Raw genomic sequence first — 19,446 nt, 5'->3', positions numbered from 1 at the left:
TAGAGTGATCACGGTCGTGAACCACACCCTATAAACGTTTAATTATCGATCAGAATCGTAGCGGCTTCAGACTTACGCATAGCCAGACAATACCCGGCCACGTTTAGACAAATGGGATCCCCAAGCGGTGCTTTACTGTGAAGGCAAACCTCCGCGCCGGGCAAACAACCCATTTCGAGCAGTTTGAGCGACATCAATTGATTATTAAACGATTCGATGGTGGCTCGTTCTCCAATTTTCAGGTCCGCTACGCTACGCTTGCTCATGGTGTCTGTGAGTCTAATCTTTATTTAGATTCAGTTTAATTAACGCAAGTTTACGACGGAAAGTTTGTTGATGCAAATCTACTTTATCAAATCCCACGCAAATCGGAGTATAGTGGCGGCAATCAAGACCAGAAAGAACACCCGGATAAAGCGATTACCCTTCAAAATAGCCAGCCGCGCCCCAAAAAAAGCTCCTGACAAATTTGCCAAGGCCATCGGCAAGGCAAAGATAAAAAGAATCCGGCCCTCATAAAAAAAGAATAGGGCGCTCGCCAGGTTCGTCGATGCATTAACCAACTTAGCATGGGCATTGGCTTTCAGGAAGTCGAAGCCGATCAGGGTGATGAACCCGAGCACCAGAAAGCTGCCGGTTCCCGGACCGAAAAATCCATCGTAGAAACCAATCCCGGCACCCATTAGCCACATGCGTATTCGCTGCTGTCGGGCGGTAACGACCCGATGGGACACCTGCCCGAAATCTTTTTTGGTAAGGGTATAAATAAACACACCTATTAGAATACCCAGCGCGAGGGGTTTCATAAAACTATTCGGTACCCGCGTGAGCGTCCATGACCCAAGCCAGGAAGCCGCAAACGCGATCACCATCATCGGCCCAATGAACCGACCTACCACCGCCACCCGTCGGCTATACTGAAAGGCACCCATCAGGCTGCCTGCTAAAGAGGGTATTTTGGTGGTGCCAATAAGGGTAGGAATTGGATACTGTGGCAGACTGAACAAAATAGCCGGTGTTTGAATTAACCCACCTCCACCAATGATCGCATCGACAAACCCAGCCACGAATGAAAATCCGCAGAGAATAAGAACCGTAGAAAAATCCATTAAAAACGTACTCCTTTCATTACTAAACAGGGGGTTTCAGGTTACCCCTAGTCGGAAATCTATCCGGATCCAACCTAAATCAGCCAACCTGCCACGTTGATCTATTAAGGATAAAAACAGTCGCTTCGTTCACCAAACCGGCTTTTCGGCTGATTAATTGGGCATTATCATTCCATAAATCCACTCCGTCAGTAATGGCACAAAACGTCTGGATGCAGAACCACAAACTATTTCTTTTTCGCATCAGCATTGCGCCGTAAATTTGCCGCATTAATAGACAAAGTATGGCAGAATCGGTACGACAGCTGAGTGCACTGATGCGGAAGGAGTTTCTGCTGGAGTGGCGTCAGCGGTATGCGCTTAACGGCATGTTGCTGTACATGGTGGGAGCCGTGTTTGTTTGTTACCTGAGCTTTAATGCACGACGTGGTCAGCTAACGCCCATTGTCTGGAATACGTTGTTCTGGATTATTCTGCTGTTCACGGCCATCAATGCCATTGCCAAGAGCTTTGTGCAGGAACGGGCAGGACGCCAGTTGTATTATTACACACTCGCCAGTCCGCAACAGATTATCCTCTCGAAAATCCTCTACAACACGGCCTTGATGCTGGTACTGGCCTTCTTGGGTTTCAGCGTGTATGCCTTTGTACTGGGAAACCAGGCCAACGATGTGCCGCTTTACCTGCTGACTCTGGTGCTGGGGGCAGTTGGCTTTGCTTCATCCTTAACTCTTGTATCGGGTATTGCCAGTAAAGCCGAGAATCCGGCTACGCTGATGGCCGTGCTAAGTTTTCCGGTCATTCTGCCACTCCTGCTGATGTTGCTCAAGGTATCGAAAAATGCACTTGATGGCCTCGACAGAAGTGTAAGCTGGAGCGAAATAGGTACCATACTGGCAATTGACGCCATTGTTCTGACACTTTCCTGGTTATTGTTTCCGTTTTTATGGCGGAGTTGAGTTATGGCGGGCAGTCCGCCGTTGCGGGGTTACCCGCGCTGTTAGACTAGAATGCGGGATTCTCCCGCGCTACTTATATGAAAAAGAATTGGTGGAAGGCCCTGGCGGTCATCATCCTTACGTACGTCATTCTTCAGGGGTTGCTGGGTGTAGTGCCCCGACAGCCGATTTTGAACGAAAGTATCCGGAACGTGTATTTCCACGTTCCCCTTTGGTTCAGCATGATTGCCCTCTTGCTAACTTCAGCGGTTTACTCCATCCGGTACCTTCGCAGCGGTCGGCTGGACGATGACCTGGTTGCCGTCGAGTTTGCCAATACAGCCATTCTGTTCGGGTTGCTGGGTTGCCTGACAGGGTCAATATGGGCTAACTTCACCTGGGGCGAGCCCTGGCCCAACGACCCCAAACTGAACAGCGTTGCCATTGGTATGCTGATGTATCTGGCCTACCTCGTCCTGCGGGGTTCGTTCGATGATGAACAACGACGGGGGCGAATCTCGGCCGTTTATAACATCTTTGCCTTTGCAGTCTTTATTCCTCTCATTTTTATTGTTCCGCGCCTAACGGATTCCCTGCACCCCGGCAATGGTGGAAATCCGGCTTTTGGTAAGTATGACATGGACAACCGGATGCGTATGGTCTTTTACCCGGCGGTTATCGGGTTTATCCTGCTGGGTGTCTGGGTCACGGAATTACGTGTTCGATTCAGACGGTTGAAAGCGGCTTTGGATGACTAAAGTCATGTACCGTTTTCGGAATGATTACCCTTATTTTTGTGTTATTTTATTAACAACCCGTACAACAATGCGACTGTTTTCCCGCTTCATCTGTCTCTTAGCGACTTTCCTCCTATTTAGCCAGCATTTACTCGCCCAACAACCCGTTACCAACGGCGTAGAGATGGCCGATCAACTGCGGGCTGATGGTAAAATCTGGGTCGTGGTGGCCGTCATTGCGGCTGTGTTCACGGGCATTATTGTTTACCTGGTCCGGCTCGACCGTCAGATCGGGAAATTGGAGGAAGAAGCAAAGGATAAAAAAAAGCAGTTTAGTTTATAGTTCGTTGTCTGTGGTCGAATGCCCGAAAGCATACCACCCGCTAACCAGTTAACCAAAATGAAAATCTCTCACATAATCGGTATTATTATTATTGCAGTAGCCATTGGTGTCATTGCCAGCACAGCGGGTGATGCCAGCGTTTACACGACTTTCACCAAAGCGGAGCAGATGAAGAAGGATGGCGACGACAAGATGATTCACGTTGTCGGTAAAGTTCAGAAAGATGCCCAGGGTCGTATAACTGACATGCTATATAACCCCGCTATTGATCCAAACCACTTCGAGTTCACGCTGATCGACAACGAAAACCGGGCGCAGAAGGTCGTCTTTAACAGCCCAAAGCCCCAGGATTTCGAGCGGTCGGAACAGATTGTGATCATTGGCGCTATGCAGGACGATCATTTTCAGTGCAACAAGATTCTGCTGAAATGCCCATCGAAGTACCAGGATGGTAAGTTGGAAACAACGGAACACGAAGCCAAAACGGCACAGTTGTAATTGGCTGCATGATTGAATGACCGTGCCGCCAAGGCGGTGAATCAGTGCATTCTCTCATTCATTCACTCAACGATTCATTCATTCTATTCATGATACATACCACAGTCGGGCAACTCGGCCACTTTTTCGTTATTCTCTCGTTCGTTACGGCGCTTGTAGCAACGGCAGCGTATTTTATTTCGGCACTTGGCCTGGGTCGTTCCCTACAGGCGGAAGCCGTCGAAGAACCTCAACTTGCGTATGCCGGTGAAGCTAACTTTGGCAACAAAAAGGCGAAGCATTCGGCTAAATCCGTCGCAAAGGCAGCCATGCCGCCTGCCCGAGACGATTGGCGGTCACTGGCCCGCTGGGCTTTTTACCTGCATGGTCTGGCTGTGGTTGGCGTAGCGGCTTCGCTTTTCTACATCATCTTCAACCATTACTTTGAGTACCACTACGCCTGGAGCCACTCGTCGAAGGCGTTGCCGGTCCAATACATGATTGCCTGTTTCTGGGAAAGTCAGGAGGGTTCATTCCTGCTTTGGCTATTCTGGAATGCCCTTTTAGGAGCTATTTTGATTCAAAAAGCGGGTACCAAATGGGAAGCGCCCATGATGGCAATTTTTGCGTTGGTACAGGCGTTCCTGGCGTCAATGATTCTGGGCGTCGTTTTTGGCGACTCGTTTAAGATTGGCTCTTCGCCCTTCCTGCTGCTGAGTGAAGCCATGCCGGAAGCGCCCATTTTCGCTGCCGATCCTAACTTTGTACCCAAAGACGGTAAAGGACTGAATCCACTGCTTCAGAACTACTGGATGGTCATTCACCCCCCTACCCTGTTCCTTGGTTTTGCCTTAACGCTGGTGCCGTTTGCCTACTGCATTGCCGGTCTGTGGCGCAACCAACCGCTCGAATGGATTCGTCCTGCTCTCCCCTGGACTCTCTTTGGTGCCATGATTCTGGGTATCGGTATCATGATGGGTGGCTACTGGGCCTATGAAACGCTTAACTTCGGCGGGTATTGGAACTGGGACCCTGTCGAGAATGCGGTGTATGTTCCCTGGCTCGTTATGGTGGCGGCTTTGCACACCATGCTCATTGCTAAACGCTCATCGACGGGCCTAAAAACGGCTATCATTCTGAGCATCAGCACATTCCTACTTATCCTCTACGCTACCTTCCTGACCCGTAGCGGTATTCTGGGTAATGCCTCCGTACACTCATTTACCGATTTGGGGCTCTCCGGTCAGCTGCTGATCTATCTGCTGGTCTTTGTGGCGTTGTCTGTACTGCTGGCGGCCCGCAAATGGAAACAAATTCCGTCGGATGCCGAAGAGGCTTCGGTTTATACCAAAGAGTTCTGGGTGTTTATCGGCGCTACTGTCCTGTGTCTGGCCTCGTTTCAGGTAATTGCCACAACGTCTATCCCGGTTTATAACAAGATTCTGGAAGCATTCGGAAAGATATCCAACCTTGCCTTACCTGCCGACCAGATCGCTCACTACAACAAATTTCAGGTTTGGTTCTTTGTGGTTATTGCCATAATCACGGGCATTGGTCAGTTTATGTGGTGGCGTAAAATCGAGGGCAAGAAATTCGAAGCACTCATTACGCCGGGTATTCTGACCTTACTGATCAGTGCCGCGCTCATCGCCTTTGGCGAGATGAAAAACCCGGTATATATGGCGCTGCTTGTTGCTTCTGTGTTCGCACTAATGACCAACGGCACTATTCTATTGGGTGTTATCCGTGGTAATTACCGGTTATCGGGTGGTGCCATTGCGCACATTGGTATGGCACTGATGCTGATCGGGGTGCTGTATTCTGCCGGTTTCTCGAAGGTCATTTCCATCAATAATACAGGTCTACTGATTTCGAAGCAGGACGAGTTCACCAAGAACGACAACAAGGAAAATAAGGAAAACACACTGCTGTGGTTAAACCAGCCCGAGAAGATGGGCCCTTATCAGCTAACCTACCGTGGCCAGCGAATTGAAGCCCGCGATATGCCGGGTTATATTTCCCGTAATGATGTTGAAGTGATTGAAGGTGACTTCCACGGAATTGCCCTCCGCGACCTTGAGCAAAATGGTAAGCTCTACCACAAAAAAGGCGATACGCTGGCTTTATATCCGGAGAACACCTATTATGAAGTTGAGTACCGCGAACCCAACGGCCAGATTTTTAACCTGTATCCACGTGCTCAGGTAAACGAGCGGATGGGCCTGCTGGCTTCACCCGATATTCGGCACAAAGCGGATCGCGATATGTATACCTTCGTATCGTCGGTGCCTGACCCAACGGCCGAGAATAAGTGGGAGAAAACGGAGACGTATTCTGTTGCCATTAAAGACACGTTTTTCCTGAACGACTACGTAGCTATTCTGGACGATGTTGCTCGAACCAATGAAGTCGATGGCGTAGAAATTGGCGCTTCTGATGCCGCTGTACGGGCCAGAGTTCGGGTGCTCGACAAAAATGGCGAACACATTCTAAACCCGGCCTTTGTTATTAAGGACCGTATGGTGGCGCACCCTGCCGAGATGAGCGATGAACTGGGCGTTCGTATCCAATTGAATGAAATTGATCCACGCACCGGCAAATTTACGTTTGCCGTTAACCGGACCCAACGCGATTACATCGTAATGAAAGCCCTGGAGAAGCCGCTTATTAATCTTCTCTGGATTGGGACTCTCGTCGTGGTGCTTGGCTTCCTGATTGCTACCATTCGTCGGTATCGGGAATTCAGCAAGATGAAAGGTAAACTGGAGGCCTAACAAAATGAAACTTTCAGAAATACTTCTCTTAGCTGTTGCAGCCGGCTTTCTGGTCATCTGGATTGCCGAGTACCAACGAACCAGCTTTGGCAATAGTTACTGGCTATTGATGTTATTTTTAGGCTTTCTGCTGGCTTTTCAGTACGTTCGAACCAAACGGCTCGAACGTGAAAAAGTGGTCTCGCCAACCATTAAACAAATGGTTGAAGACCGGAAGAAAAAAAAGAAATGATGACCGGGTTGCCGGTGCGATGATGAATATTGAATGCTTTGCACAGGCACAATATTCATCATCGCACCGGCGACCCGGTCATCATTTATCATCGCACCGGTGACCCGGTCATTAGTAAACAATGGAACCCTACGCTCTTTTATTCGGTGCCTTACTTGCCCTGGTACTGGCTGGTTTTTTCTCGGCCGTCGAAATGGCCTATGTATCGGTTAACCGATTATACTTCGAGCTTCATAGCAAACAAGGGCCGCTTAGTGAGAAACTGGTGTCCGGTTTTCTGAAAAACCCCATTCTCTTTGTTGGCACAACCCTAACGGGTAATACACTTTTTCTGGTTCTATACACTGTTCTGGGCGTAACCGTTCTCAATCCGCTTCTGACAGCCTACTTACCCGCCACCTGGACCGGTCATGAGTTTGTCGTTATTGGAATCGAAACGCTGATTCTAACCGTAATTTTCCTGCCTCTGGCCGATTATATTCCAAAAAGTCTGGCCCTTATTCACCCCGACCGGTTTTTGGAAGCCTTAGCGGTGCCCCTCTGGATTATTTATAAGACCATTGCGCCCGTTGTGCGGGTACTGGTTGGCACGGCGCGGTTCTTTATTCGGTACGTATTACGTAAAAAGAATCCGGAAATCCGGCCTGTTTTCGGTCTGACAGACCTGAACCACTATCTTCAGCAGCTCAATCAAAAAGCAGACGCTGAAAAGGAAGTAGAGGTAGACACACAGATCTTTAACAACGCCATCGAATTTCGGGATGTACGCGTGCGCGATTGTTTAGTGCCCCGCACAGAAATTACTGCCGTTGCCGTCGATGATACCGTCGAAGAGCTTCGGCAGGCATTTCAGGACAGTGGCCACTCCAAAATTGTTGTCTACCGCGACACCATCGACGACGTGATTGGGTATTGCCACGCGCTGGCTTTGTTCAAAAAACCCGCCACTGTCGAGGAAATCATTACGCCCATTATTACCGTTCCTGAAACCATGCCTGCTCAGGATTTACTGTTGCGCTTTTTGTCGGAACGCAAAAGCCTGGCACTGGTTGTCGATGAGTTTGGGGGTACGGCCGGTATCGTAAGCGTGGAAGATATGGTCGAACAGATTTTCGGTGAGATTCAGGATGAATATGATACGAACGAAGACTGGGTTGAACAACAACTCGATGAAGCGAACTGGCTGTTGAGTGCTCGCCATGAAATCGAAGATCTGAACAAAACCTACGACTGGCATATACCCGAATCACCCCAGTACGATACCCTCGGCGGATTAATCCTGGCCACCCACGAGGACGTGCCCCGGGTTGGCGAGATTATTGAGTTTTCGCCTTTTACGTTTACCATTGTTTCGATGGACGGTACTCGAATCGACACGGTAAAGGTCCATCTGAACAAAGAGTAGTCCACCATTGCTTTTATTTATTTACTACTAACTCGTGAGTCAATCGTCCATTCAAAGAACAGTAGCGCGGCATCTGCTGGCGGTACAGGCTGTCCGGCTTAAGCCAAACGAACCCTTCACCTGGAGCTCAGGCTGGAAATCTCCCATTTATTGCGACAACCGGGTTACGCTGGCGTATCCTGACGTACGTACCTACATCAAAAATGCACTGGCTGATGCCATTCGAAAACGTTTTCCGTCGGTTGAAGTCATTGCGGGTGTTGCCACGGCGGGTATTCCGCAGGGAGCATTAGTGGCCGATGTGTTAGGCATCCCATACTGCTACGTTCGGCCGGAGCCCAAGTCGCACGGTATGGGTAAGCAGATCGAAGGCCATCTGACCAATGGTCAACGTGTGGTTGTTATTGAGGACTTGATCTCCACGGGTGGCAGTTCATTGAAAGTCGTCAACGCCCTTCAGGCAGCGGGTGCCGAAGTGTTGGGCATGGCGGCTATTTTCACCTATGGATTTTCGGTAGCCGACCAGAACTTCGCCAACAAAAACATTCCGCTGGTTTGTCTGAGCAATTATGATGCGCTCTTGCTTGAAGCGCAGGAGCTGGATTATATTCCGGCCGAAGCCATGGCGTCGCTGGCAGCATGGCGTCAGAATCCGGCGCAGTGGGGGCAGTAGTTGGTTATTGGTTTGCTGGTTATTAAGTTAGTGGTTAATGACTGCCAATAGACAGTGTTTAATGGATAAGTTTGGTATGAATAACCAATGACCAGTAACTTAATAACCACAACAACATGGCCCTGATTACCGCCCGCATCGAGCGAACCCCGTATGAAACGCACCTATCGACCGCTTCACAAGTCATTGTTGCTGATGAGCCGATCGAGGTTGGTGGTCAGGACAGGGGCATGGGACCGGGCGAGCTACTGGCTGGTTCACTAGCCTCGTGTACTGTTATGACCGTACGGATGTACGCCGATCGGAAAGGATGGCCCCTCGACTCGGCCGTTGCCCACGTTGAGTACACGAATGATTCAATTGCCCAACGGTCGCTATTTACGATGAAACTCATTTTGAATGGTGATCTCACCGACGAGCAACGAACCCGACTTGCCGAAATAGCCGACCGCTGTCCCGTTCATCGAACCTTACAGAATCCGATTGATTTTGAAACGGTTCTCATCGAAGATAGCCACACTGCGCATTAAGTACTTACTTGCCACTGATTTCGTTCGAAGCGTTACGACATCACAACACAAATACGCACTACTGCTTATGGCCGACTTAACGCCACCCCCCGATATCACCAAAACGTATACGAACGGCGAAATTACCGTTATCTGGAAACCTGCCGTTTGTATTCACTCCAAACTCTGCTGGACCCAATTGACTGACGTATTTAACCCCAGAGAACGTCCATGGGTAAAGATGGACGGTGCCAGCACCGAACGCATTGTGGAACAGGTTGACCGTTGTCCTTCGAGAGCGTTGAGCTATTACCGAAATGAACAAAACCTGCAACCCGAAAATATACAGGCTGAGAGCATTGTGGAGCCACTACCCAATGGCCCCTTACTGGTATATGGCAATTTGACTGTAAAGAGTGCCGACGGACAGGAAACGAAGAAGAACAAAGTTACCGCGTTTTGCCGCTGTGGTGCCAGCAGCAACAAACCTTATTGCGACGGATCGCATGTGAAGGTAAATTTTGTGGGTTGAGTAATAGACCGTTGTTACATACATGACAACGTCTGTTGACAAAGGGAGTTACGCCCTTGGCTTTTCGAATAAAGTTAATGACTTATTGATTTCTATTTCGCGAATACCTTTTTCGGTGCAAGCTCCTCGTATATACAGGCCAACGGTATGATTCGCCAGTTCGAAAGGACTTGATTCGAATAACTCATACGTGTTCGACCGGGTCAGTAGCCGATACACCGCATTTAGGGCTACGGCAAATATTTCCGTCGGTACATTGGCCTGTATGTAGCCTTGCTTTTTCCCGGCTTCTATTATTTTGAAGAAGAACGGGCCAAATCTTTTGATTTCGTTGTCAAGTACTTTATCCTGCAATTCAGGATAGTACCGATTCAAGTCGGAATAAAACACGGGATTGATCGCAAAATCCAGACTCATAAGCTTTTGATAGAGCTGAAAAAGCAACAGAACAGGATTAGTAACCCGACCTTCGATCTCTTGATATTGTTGAAACAGCCGCTCATATTGAACTAACAAACACGCTTCCACCAGATCTTCTTTACTGGCGAAATATTTGTATACGGCATGTGTCGATAAGCCCAATGGATATATTATCTGCTGTATCGTTACTTTTCGAACCCCAAAGCGCAAAAACTGTTCAAGTGCACTAATTATAATTTTCTCTTTCATTACTTCACGGCTGTAAATACTCAAATCTTTAGTAATTACACCTAAGCAAAAGTATACAAGTAAACAGACATTTATGACACGAAATAAGCTTATTTACGGAATAGATAGTATGCTGCTAATTCCGTTTTTCAATCCTCAGGCAACATCGAACTCAAGTCCGACCCATGCGTAGGGTAAGCCAATAACGTATTTCTCAGGTCTTTTGCGGTGATTTGATGTTTAATTGCCAGCGTAAATAAGTTGATGACTTCCTCGCTGCCAGTCCCCAGTAAATGCGCCCCAAGAATCTGATCGGTTTGCGCATCGACTATCGTTTTGAATGCGGTAAACGACTCATTGATGCGTCGGCTGCTGTACCAGTCACTGGTTTCCTGAAACGTTACTTTAATCTTGAGTCCTTTCTCTTTGGCCTGTTCCTCAGTCAGGCCAACCGAGGCCAAAGTCGGGATAGTAAAAACCGCCGTTGGCACAGGAGTATCTTCATACACCCGGTTATTCCCATTCAGGATGTTCCCGGCTACAATACGTCCTTCATACGAAGCCAGGGGTGTGAGGGGTAACCCCTTATCGGCCACATCGCCACAGGCATACACACCAGGGTTCGATACACTTTGAAGGTATTCATTTACAGTTACACCTTTCTTCCCAACGCGAATACCGGCTTTTTCCAGATTAAGTTCAGCGACATCGGCTATACGTCCGGCAGCATGAACGACTACGTTTGCTAAGACAGTATGTTCTTTTTCGTTCTGTTCATACCAAACAGTCTGCTTATCTGGATTACCTTGCACAGCTATTACTTTAGCGCCCAGAACAACGTGAATCCCAATGGATTCCATGGCCTTTACAAGCAACTTAACCAGATCGGCATCGAAGCCCTCCAGCGGGCGCTGGCCCTGATGGAGAATAGTAACATTCGCTCCGGCGCGGGCAGCAATATGAGCAAACTCAAAAGCGATATAGCCTCCACCCACCATAACGATATTGGCCGGTAGTTCAGGAAGTTCCAGAAACCCGGTACTATCGATCAGTAACTCCTCTCCGGGAATGTTGAGCAACTGTGGCCGCAGACCCGTTGCTAGCACAATGTGCTTAGCGGTCAGTTCGTCCTCACCAACCCGGATTGTACTGGCCGATAAAAATGAAGCACTTCCGTGAAAGGTCTGAATACCCAGGTCAGAAAATTTCGTTTGTGTACGTTCCGGGATCGGACTGGTGAACGTCTTCTTGAACCGCATTAGGTCGGCCCAGTTGACCGTAGTGGGTTTCGTAATGCCTTTATCTGTTAGCTGCTCCGAGCGGGCTACGATTTCGGCCGCCCCTACCAATACTTTTTTAGGATCACACCCCCGCTGCGAGCAGGTTCCGCCAAAGGGTAATTTATCAATAATGGCGACAGATTTACCGGCTTCCCGGGCCGTTTGGGCAACCGTTGCACCGGCCGAGCCAGTACCAACTACAATTAAGTCAAACGTAAGCATACAAATGAAGACAGTGAATGGTCATACGTATAACGCAAAAACCACCCTCACCGGCTAAAAAAAGTGGCTGATCCGTCTGAATCAGCCACTTCACTAAAATCAATTTATGAATTAACCTACTACGCCACAGCCTCATACAACTCCTCACGCTGCGCTTTAACGCGCTCGTCGGTGAGGTATTCATCGTAGGTCATCAGTTTGTCCAGAATACCCGCCGGTGTAATTTCGATAATGCGGTTAGCCACTGTCTGCACAAACTGGTGATCGTGTGAGGTAAACAGAATTGGCCCCTTAAAGTCGATCAGGCCGTTGTTCAGCGACTCGATGGATTCGAGGTCAAGGTGGTTGGTTGGCTCGTCGAGCATCAGCAGGTTAGCCCCCGACAGCATCATCTTCGACAACATACACCGCACTTTTTCACCCCCGCTCAACACGGTTGCCTTTTTCAGCGATTCTTCGCCGGAGAACAGCATCCGTCCCAGGAATCCCCGGATAAAGCTTTCGTCTTTCTCCACCGAATACTGCCGCAGCCAGTCAACCAGGTTAAGATCGGTCTGAAAGAATTTCTCTTTTTCGGCATCGGTTGGAAAATAAGCCATCGTAATTGTAATCCCCCAACGGAATGTACCTGAATCTGCCTTACGATCGCCCGCCAGAATATCCAGCAAGGCCGAAACAGCCAGTCCATCGCGGCTAAACAGGAATATCTTATCCTGCTTATTCATCGTGAACGACAGGTTTTCAAACAGCTTCGTTCCGTCTTCGGCCGTATAGGTCAGGTTTTCGACCGTCAGTATCTGGTCGCCGGGTTCACGCTCTGCTTTGAAGTTCACGTAAGGGTACTTACGCGAGGAGGGCTGAATATCTTCGAGGGTCAGCTTTTCGAGCAATTTGCCCCGGCTGGTAGCCTGCTTGGATTTCGACGCGTTGGCCGAGAAGCGACGAATGAACTCTTCGAGTTCTTTACGTTTATCTTCCGTTTTCTTATTCTGATCCTGCCGCTGCTTCAACGCGAGCTGGCTCGACTCATACCAGAATGAATAGTTACCCGCGAAGAGCTTGACCTTGCTGAAATCAACGTCGACAATCTGCGTACAAACCTGATCCAGAAAGTGCCGGTCGTGGGAAACGACGATAACCGTATTTTTGAAGTTCGCCAGGAAGTTTTCGAGCCACAATACCGATTCCACATCGAGGTTGTTAGTCGGCTCGTCAAGCAGGAGTACATCGGGGCTACCAAAAAGTGCCTGCGCCAGCAACACCCGGACCTTCTCGGACCCGTTGATGTCGCTCATCAGCGTGTAGTGCATATCCTCTTTGATGCCCAGGCCCGACAGTAAACTAGCGGCATCAGACTCGGCATCCCAGCCGTTCATCTCCGCAAATTCCGATTCGAGTTCAGCGGCCTTTTCGCCATCGGCATCCGTAAACTCTTCCTTTGCGTAAAGTATATCTTTTTCCTGCATAATGTCATACAGGCGTTTGTTGCCCATAATCACAGTTTGCAGCACGGGAAATTCGTCGTAAGCCGACTGATTCTGGCTTAACACCGACATCCGTTCGCCGGGTGTTATAATAACCGAGCCCGTTTGCGGCTCAATTTCGCCCGACAATATTTTCAGAAACGTTGATTTTCCCGCCCCGTTAGCGCCAATAACGCCATAACAGTTGCCGGATGTAAACTTTATAGTTACGTCGTCGAAAAGCACCCGCTTACCATAGCGAAGTGAGACGTTTTGTACCGATACCATGATGTGATTCCCTTTTCAGATTGAACGGCAAAGATACGAATTTTTAGTCGGATTCGGGACGTCTTACTTCAGGTAGTCCATAAGCCAAGTTTTCTTTTTCAACCGGATTCATTTGTCTCGTACACACCGAAATCCCAGGTTATTGCTTCCGCTGCTAACTTCGCCCTTCCCCCGGCTTCCGGCTTTGTAACGAACACAATACTGGTCGCTGCAAAGGAATGAACCGCCCCGCTGTACACGTTTCACCGCACCGGGTTCCTCAGGATCATAACTGTCTGAAGGCCCTTGTGGATCCATTTTCGGCGATTTCATGTAGTAATCCGGTCGGTAAAAATCCTGACACCATTCCCACACATTACCATCCATGTCATAAAGCCCGTATGGATTAGCGGAGAACGACTTAACGGGGGCCACACCGGCAAAGCCGTCTTCGGTGGTGTTCTTCGACGGAAAATCGCCCTGGTAGATATTGGCTATCCATTTGCCGGATGGCTTTAGTTCTTCGCCCCAGTAATACGTTCTGTTTCCTTTTCCGCCCTGAGCGGCAAACTCCCATTCGGCTTCGGTTGGCAGACGCTTTCCGGCCCATTTTGCATAGGCAACGGCATCTTCGTAACTAACATGGATGACCGGCTCATTCTCGTGCCCTTTTATACTGCTTTTCGGGCCGTTGGGATGATTCCAGCTAGCGCCTTTCACGTACTCCCACCACTGCAATGGATTAGCCAGCGAAACCTTTTGCACTGGTGGTGTAAAAACGGCCGACCCCGGCACCAATTGCTCGGGGGGCACACCTGGGTAATCGGCCGGGTTCAGCGGACGCTCGGCCACCGTCTTGTAGCCGGTAGCAGCCACGAACCGGGTAAATTCAGCATTGGTTACTTCGTGCGTGTCCATCCAGAACGCTTTCACAGTAACCGAATGCACCGGGCGGGCGTCGGGAAATTCATCGGCTCCCATCAGGAAGGTACCGCCGGGAAGCAGAACCATGTCGGCTGTACTACCAGTACCGACTGCTGTACCCGACGATGCGTTCCGGATCGCGGCCGACCGGGATGGCATTCCCTTAGCCACACAGGCAGCCGCCGAATCTGCCGCCTGGGCTTGTTCATTCGTTGATTCGTTCGTCGTGTTACAGGCTACCAAGCCCGCGAGCAGCGTAAACCCGAAACAGGTCTTCAACATAGTACTGTAGTTTACTTTCCCTGATTTTGAGGGCTTCATCGTCTTTATAATGGATTGTCTCTTTTCTCAGTTGCGCGGTAAGGGCAGCCATACGGGTAAACCTATTGCCTTTTCAACCCCAGGCTTTAGCCAACTCCTGCCACGAAATCAGCGCGATAGCTACCACGGCCAGCCCAAGACCAACCTTATTAGCGGTTGACAATTGTTCCCGAAAAAACAAAGCCGCTACCACCGCAGCCAGCAGTATAACGCCAATGTTGTATAACGGATAAACAAACGCACCGTTACTACCAAACGCCGAAAGTGCCAGCAACAGGGTATAAAAACTCAGAAAATTGGGTACGCCAAGGGTCACGGCACCCACCAGACTCCGAAGTTGAATTTGCTCTTTTCCCTGAATAATGCGTACAGTCAACATCACTAATCCGGCAACAATAGCTCCTAAAACCATTGTGAGCGTCACCTGAACGGTTTTATCAGTAGATGGGATATAACGCAGATTCATGTAATTGATCATGGTGTTTGTTGCGCCATAAAACACAAAGACGGCCACCGGCAAAAGGGCACTTACCCCAAGTCGGCTGATCTTTGGAGAGGTCTCCCCTATCTGCTTTTCAACGATCGTTTCTTTTTTGTAGGTGCTCAGACCAACCGCTACCAAAGCTAGTACCAACCCGAGGTAGTTTAGCACATCGAACGCAGCGGCACCGCCCCCCGCCCGAAAGGCGAACAGGCTAAAACAGACGGGTATAACCAACGACAGATTATTGGCGAGCGACGTGGCCGTAATACCCATCCGCTGGGTGGACGCCCCCGACAGCAAAAACGTCAGGATAAACCCCACGCCAAGCCCCAGAGCGAGCCAGGTCCAGGTTTGCGAGAAGTCGATGGAAAAGGTTTGACCGGCAGGCAACAACAGAAATCCCGTAATGAAGCAGACCGGATAGTTAAACACAATGGCCTGAAACGTATTGATCTCGTAGCGCGGGAATAACCGAAAATTCAGCAGTAGCAGTACAGAAAGCAGAATACTAAGGCTTAAAAAAAGCATGGGCGCAGGGTGGCGGGTTAGTAAATTTTGGGCTAAGTTAATTCACGCTTCGGTTGTACGCTTATCTTTAATCGACCGTCCTCAAAAATGGCATCTACGTTATGAGCCGAAACCTTCTCTTTCTGTTAACGCTCGTCTGGTTACCAACGGCCCTGTGCATGGGCCAGCGAAAACTGTCCATTTCGGCGACCGTTACTCCTACCCTTTCCCATACGAATTACATACATCGGTACTACTATCCAAACAGCGACGGCCAAATTGTGGAACCGGTCTACGTAAATGGAATCCGCTGGGCTACTGGGTATTCAGCGGGCGTATCTGTCCTTTACGAGTATGTACCCGGCTGGTCTGTTTCGTCCGGCATTATGTTTCAGCAGTTAACCACCCGTCAGGCTCGGCCAACGACTGCCGGAGACGGTACCACGAGCATTCACAACCGGGCCATTCGTGTTCCGTTACTCCTGAACTACGCATCATCGACAAAGCCGTTGTCGCCTTACTTTTCGTTCGGTCTGCTGACAGACGTTCCCCTGCCCTCGCGCGTTGTGGTTAACCGGACGGGGCAATCGACGCAGTATCTGAAACTGGAAACGAGCACCCGCCCTATTCTCCACCTCCTTTTGGGCGTCGGCGGACAATACCAGATCAACAAGCGGTATACGGTGATGGCCCAACCCATATGGACGTATAAATTCGGGCAACTTGGTGGAGCCAGTGCCTATAATTCTTCCTTTGAGGTGAGCCTGTTGACACAGTTAGCCTACACGTTTTAATGTAGTGCTTACCATTCCGGTCGGGTGTTTAGCCAGACAGTTTTCGCCCGACCGGGACGGTTCGACGCATCGACGGTCGGTACTACATAGTAGTGTTTAAAAACACGCTTTTACAACAAGCAAACCGTTTTAAGTGTAGCTTTGCGCCCTTTTATTCAGTAAACGGCCTGCCTATCGGTTACTTTATGTCTTTTCAGACTATTAAAAACCCAACGCGCGTCGATAATTAAGGCAGCTACGAATGACAAACATTTCTTGCGGAATAGACTTTGGCACGTCCAATTCAAGTATTGCCATTACCAACGACGGCAACATCAGCCTGGTGCCGGTTGAGCAGGCGCAGGTTACCATACCCAGCGCAATTTTCTTTAAGCGTGTCGATAATAAAGCGGTTTATGGCCGGTTAGCCATCAACATGTTCCTCGATCGGCAGGACGGCCGGTTTATGCGGAGTTTGAAGCGGGTATTGGGAACACCGCTCATGAAGCAGGGAACGCTGGTCAATGGCGCATCCATGAACTTCTCCACCATCATTACTTCTTTTCTAAAGCACATAAAGGACAAAGCCGATGCGGTCACTGATCAGGAAATCGAGAATGTTGTGATGGGCCGCCCCGTTCACTTTGTCGATAATAACCCACAAGCCGACATACAGGCGCAAGCCGAACTACACGCCATTGCGCAACGCATTGGATTCAAAAACATCGAATTTCAGTTTGAGCCTATTGCAGCCGCTTTTGCCCACGAAGCCCAACTTACCAGCGAAAAACTGGCCATAGTCGCCGATTTGGGGGGTGGAACGTCGGATTTTACGGTTATAAAGCTGTCAAACAAATACATCCACAAAGCCGACCGCTCGCAGGATATTCTGGCCAATACCGGAATTCGGGTGGGGGGCAATGACTTTGACAAAGAGTTGAGTCTGGCAGCTCTCATGCCCGAAATAGGCTACCGAAGCACCTACGGCGACAAGCGTCTGGAGGTTCCTCTAAAACCCTTCCATGACCTGGCAGAATGGAGTAAGGTTAACTTTCTGTACACGCCGAAAGTTATCCAGCAGGTTCGGCAGTTGCTCCACCAGTCGCACGATAAAACACGGTATCGGCGGCTGCTGCAAGTGCTCGAAGACGAAACCGGCCATACCTTACTGTCGGCCGCCGAAGGGACCAAGATTGCCCTCACAGCCGAGCATGAGCATAAAGCCCCTTTAGATTTTATTGAGAGCGGCTTCGTTATACCGGTTCAGCGTTCTTTATTTGAAGACGCCATTGCCGACGAGGTAGAGAAAATATCCCTTTCGGCCAGAGAATGTATTCAACTGGCGGGTGTCAACAATGATGACATCAATTTGGTCATTTTGACGGGTGGTTCCACCGAAGTGAAGTCAATCCAGACCGAATTCAGACGGCTCTTTCCCAAAGCGGCCATCGCCGACGAAAACAAACTTTCCAGCGTTGGTCTGGGTCTGGCCTACGACAGCCAGTACAAATTTGGAAACAGTGCTCAATCAAAGCTGGTAACACGTTAATTGTGACGTCCGCATGGACAAAATGCCAGGGCTGGAAAGAGGATAATACCAGAACGGTTGATAAATAAGCTCGACCTGATTAGCTTTATGCAACAGGTTTAGCCAATCTGCCTCTTTTCCTGAAACGCATTGCCATGACATGTCTGTTACATTCTCTTCATTGCCTTTGGCTGGTCGTTATTTGGCTGATCACGCTCTCCGCCAGCGCACAACGGGTACCGGCCGATGAATCGAACCGCGAGATTGACCAGTTTGTCAGACGACTTATGGATAGCGCGCACGTGCCGGGGTTATCCATTGCCATCATACGGAACGGTGCCCTTCACTATCGCCAGGGATACGGACTTACCAAGTCAGACTCAACCCAGCGGGTCACCTCCGAAACCATTTTCGATGCGGCTTCTCTCAGCAAACCGGTGTTCGCGTACGCCGTATTACAGTTGGTGGAACAGGAGTTACTTGACCTCGACAAACCCCTGTTCGAGTACCTGCCCTACCCGGATGTTGCCAGCGATGACCGGTATAAAAAAATAACTGCCCGACTGGTGCTAAGCCATCGAACAGGTTTTCCCAACTGGCGCAAAAACCGAAGGTCACCCAAACTGGCAATGGTAGCGCCCCCCGGCGAACGATTTGGCTACTCGGGCGAAGGGTATGTGTACCTGCAAAAAGTTGTGGAGAAAATTACGGGCAAACCGCTGAATACACTTATGACAGAACTGGTGTTCAAGCCCCTGCAAATGACCCGGAGCAGCTACATCTGGAACCCAGCTTTCGACGCTAACTTCTCCCTGCCGCATAATCAGGATGGAGAGCCCGAACCAAAATACAAATCCAGCCTGGCAAATGCCGCTTATTCACTGCAAACCACTGCCGACGATTACGCCCGATTCATACTTGCCATTCTAACCTCGAAGGGAGTCAAAATCAGTACCATCGACCAGATGCTGACCTCGCAGGGACAACTGCCAACCAGATTTTCGGGTGGCGAAACGTTGTCGCCAACCCTCAGTTGGGGGTTGGGGGTTGGGCTTGAGCGCACACCTGCCGCCGATTATTTCTGGCATTGGGGCGACAATGACACGTACAAATGCTATATGGTAGCCAATCGCAAGCGCCGGGAGGCCGTTGTCTACTTCACTAATTCGACCAACGGCTTAAGCCTGATCGATACGATGACCCGGCAATTCATGGGATTCAGTACATCGACGGTAGGTTTCCTAGGGTATAAGTAGTATAAAAAGGCTCGAAAAAAGTGAGAACTCAGAAAAGTGATCAT

At 49.6% G+C, this 19,446-nt stretch carries 20 protein-coding genes; 13 read left to right on the top strand and 7 right to left on the bottom strand.

Features of this window, described 5'->3' with window-relative positions:
- Positions 1-38: 38 nt before the first annotated feature.
- Positions 39-266: a FeoA family protein gene (locus CRO74_RS05710; RefSeq protein ID WP_012926051.1), complete on the bottom strand. Its 228-nt coding sequence runs from the start codon at positions 264-266 to the stop codon at positions 39-41.
- A gap of 78 nt (positions 267-344) precedes the next feature.
- Positions 345-1,109: a sulfite exporter TauE/SafE family protein gene (locus CRO74_RS05705; protein ID WP_097125027.1), complete on the bottom strand. Its 765-nt coding sequence runs from the start codon at positions 1,107-1,109 to the stop codon at positions 345-347.
- A 284-nt stretch (positions 1,110-1,393) separates the two neighbouring features.
- On the opposite strand from CRO74_RS05705, the gene CRO74_RS05700 reads away from it, so the two are divergent.
- The 10 genes from CRO74_RS05700 (at position 1,394) to CRO74_RS05655 (ending at position 9,729) form a co-directional block, all read left to right on the top strand.
- Positions 1,394-2,068: a heme exporter protein CcmB gene (locus tag CRO74_RS05700; protein WP_097125026.1), complete on the top strand. Its 675-nt coding sequence runs from the start codon at positions 1,394-1,396 to the stop codon at positions 2,066-2,068.
- A 77-nt stretch (positions 2,069-2,145) separates the two neighbouring features.
- Positions 2,146-2,805 carry a cytochrome c biogenesis protein CcsA gene (gene ccsA / locus CRO74_RS05695; RefSeq protein ID WP_097125025.1) on the top strand — a complete coding sequence of 220 codons (660 nt, stop codon included), beginning with the start codon at positions 2,146-2,148 and terminating at the stop codon, positions 2,803-2,805.
- 67 nt (positions 2,806-2,872) lie between these two features.
- The gene (locus CRO74_RS05690; RefSeq protein ID WP_097126026.1) at positions 2,873-3,127 is read left to right on the top strand and encodes a CcmD family protein; all 255 of its coding nucleotides are present in this window, start codon (positions 2,873-2,875) and stop codon (positions 3,125-3,127) included.
- A gap of 57 nt (positions 3,128-3,184) precedes the next feature.
- Positions 3,185-3,625 (top strand): cytochrome c maturation protein CcmE domain-containing protein, encoded by a 441-nt coding sequence (locus CRO74_RS05685; protein ID WP_097126025.1) that lies wholly within the window; start codon positions 3,185-3,187, stop codon positions 3,623-3,625.
- Positions 3,626-3,714: 89 nt separating this feature from the next.
- A complete protein-coding gene (gene ccsA, locus CRO74_RS05680) occupies positions 3,715-6,378 on the top strand; it encodes a cytochrome c biogenesis protein CcsA (RefSeq protein ID WP_097125024.1) in 2,664 nt (887 codons plus the stop codon).
- A gap of 4 nt (positions 6,379-6,382) precedes the next feature.
- On the top strand, positions 6,383-6,610 hold the full coding sequence (locus CRO74_RS05675) for a hypothetical protein (RefSeq protein ID WP_097125023.1): 228 nt from the start codon (positions 6,383-6,385) through the stop codon (positions 6,608-6,610).
- Between the two features lie 121 nt (positions 6,611-6,731).
- Positions 6,732-8,015: a hemolysin family protein gene (locus CRO74_RS05670; RefSeq protein WP_097125022.1), complete on the top strand. Its 1,284-nt coding sequence runs from the start codon at positions 6,732-6,734 to the stop codon at positions 8,013-8,015.
- 34 nt (positions 8,016-8,049) lie between these two features.
- Entirely contained in the window at positions 8,050-8,688 is a 639-nt protein-coding gene (gene pyrE / locus CRO74_RS05665) for an orotate phosphoribosyltransferase (protein ID WP_097125021.1), read from the top strand.
- Between the two features lie 116 nt (positions 8,689-8,804).
- Positions 8,805-9,218 (top strand): OsmC family protein, encoded by a 414-nt coding sequence (locus tag CRO74_RS05660; RefSeq protein WP_097125020.1) that lies wholly within the window; start codon positions 8,805-8,807, stop codon positions 9,216-9,218.
- Positions 9,219-9,285: 67 nt separating this feature from the next.
- Complete coding sequence (locus tag CRO74_RS05655) at positions 9,286-9,729, top strand: (4Fe-4S)-binding protein (RefSeq protein ID WP_097125019.1); 444 nt, start codon at positions 9,286-9,288, stop codon at positions 9,727-9,729.
- Positions 9,730-9,777: 48 nt separating this feature from the next.
- Here the strand turns inward: CRO74_RS05655 and CRO74_RS05650 are convergent, their stop codons facing one another.
- The 5 genes from CRO74_RS05650 to CRO74_RS05630 form a co-directional block, all read right to left on the bottom strand.
- Positions 9,778-10,398 (bottom strand): TetR/AcrR family transcriptional regulator, encoded by a 621-nt coding sequence (locus CRO74_RS05650; RefSeq protein WP_097125018.1) that lies wholly within the window; start codon positions 10,396-10,398, stop codon positions 9,778-9,780.
- 128 nt (positions 10,399-10,526) lie between these two features.
- Positions 10,527-11,879 (bottom strand): dihydrolipoyl dehydrogenase family protein, encoded by a 1,353-nt coding sequence (locus CRO74_RS05645; RefSeq protein WP_097125017.1) that lies wholly within the window; start codon positions 11,877-11,879, stop codon positions 10,527-10,529.
- A gap of 119 nt (positions 11,880-11,998) precedes the next feature.
- Entirely contained in the window at positions 11,999-13,630 is a 1,632-nt protein-coding gene (locus tag CRO74_RS05640; RefSeq protein ID WP_097125016.1) for an ABC-F family ATP-binding cassette domain-containing protein, read from the bottom strand.
- A 108-nt stretch (positions 13,631-13,738) separates the two neighbouring features.
- Positions 13,739-14,815: a formylglycine-generating enzyme family protein gene (locus tag CRO74_RS05635; RefSeq protein WP_097125015.1), complete on the bottom strand. Its 1,077-nt coding sequence runs from the start codon at positions 14,813-14,815 to the stop codon at positions 13,739-13,741.
- A gap of 112 nt (positions 14,816-14,927) precedes the next feature.
- Positions 14,928-15,866: a hypothetical protein gene (locus CRO74_RS05630; RefSeq protein ID WP_097125014.1), complete on the bottom strand. Its 939-nt coding sequence runs from the start codon at positions 15,864-15,866 to the stop codon at positions 14,928-14,930.
- A 101-nt stretch (positions 15,867-15,967) separates the two neighbouring features.
- Here CRO74_RS05630 and CRO74_RS05625 point away from each other — a divergent pair, with 101 nt between their 5' ends.
- The 3 genes from CRO74_RS05625 to CRO74_RS05615 all read left to right on the top strand — a co-directional run bounded on the left by CRO74_RS05625 (position 15,968) and on the right by CRO74_RS05615 (position 19,402).
- Positions 15,968-16,639 carry a porin family protein gene (locus CRO74_RS05625; protein ID WP_097125013.1) on the top strand — a complete coding sequence of 224 codons (672 nt, stop codon included), beginning with the start codon at positions 15,968-15,970 and terminating at the stop codon, positions 16,637-16,639.
- A gap of 241 nt (positions 16,640-16,880) precedes the next feature.
- Positions 16,881-18,167: an Hsp70 family protein gene (locus CRO74_RS05620; RefSeq protein WP_097125012.1), complete on the top strand. Its 1,287-nt coding sequence runs from the start codon at positions 16,881-16,883 to the stop codon at positions 18,165-18,167.
- A gap of 134 nt (positions 18,168-18,301) precedes the next feature.
- The gene (locus CRO74_RS05615; protein ID WP_097125011.1) at positions 18,302-19,402 is read left to right on the top strand and encodes a serine hydrolase domain-containing protein; all 1,101 of its coding nucleotides are present in this window, start codon (positions 18,302-18,304) and stop codon (positions 19,400-19,402) included.
- Positions 19,403-19,446 lie beyond the last annotated feature (44 nt).

It is taken from the genome of Spirosoma fluviale, assembly GCF_900230225.1.
Lineage (GTDB): Bacteria > Bacteroidota > Bacteroidia > Cytophagales > Spirosomataceae > Spirosoma > Spirosoma fluviale.
The sequence above is the reverse complement of the archived record's forward strand: the minus strand, read 5'-3'. Positions and strand labels throughout refer to the sequence as shown.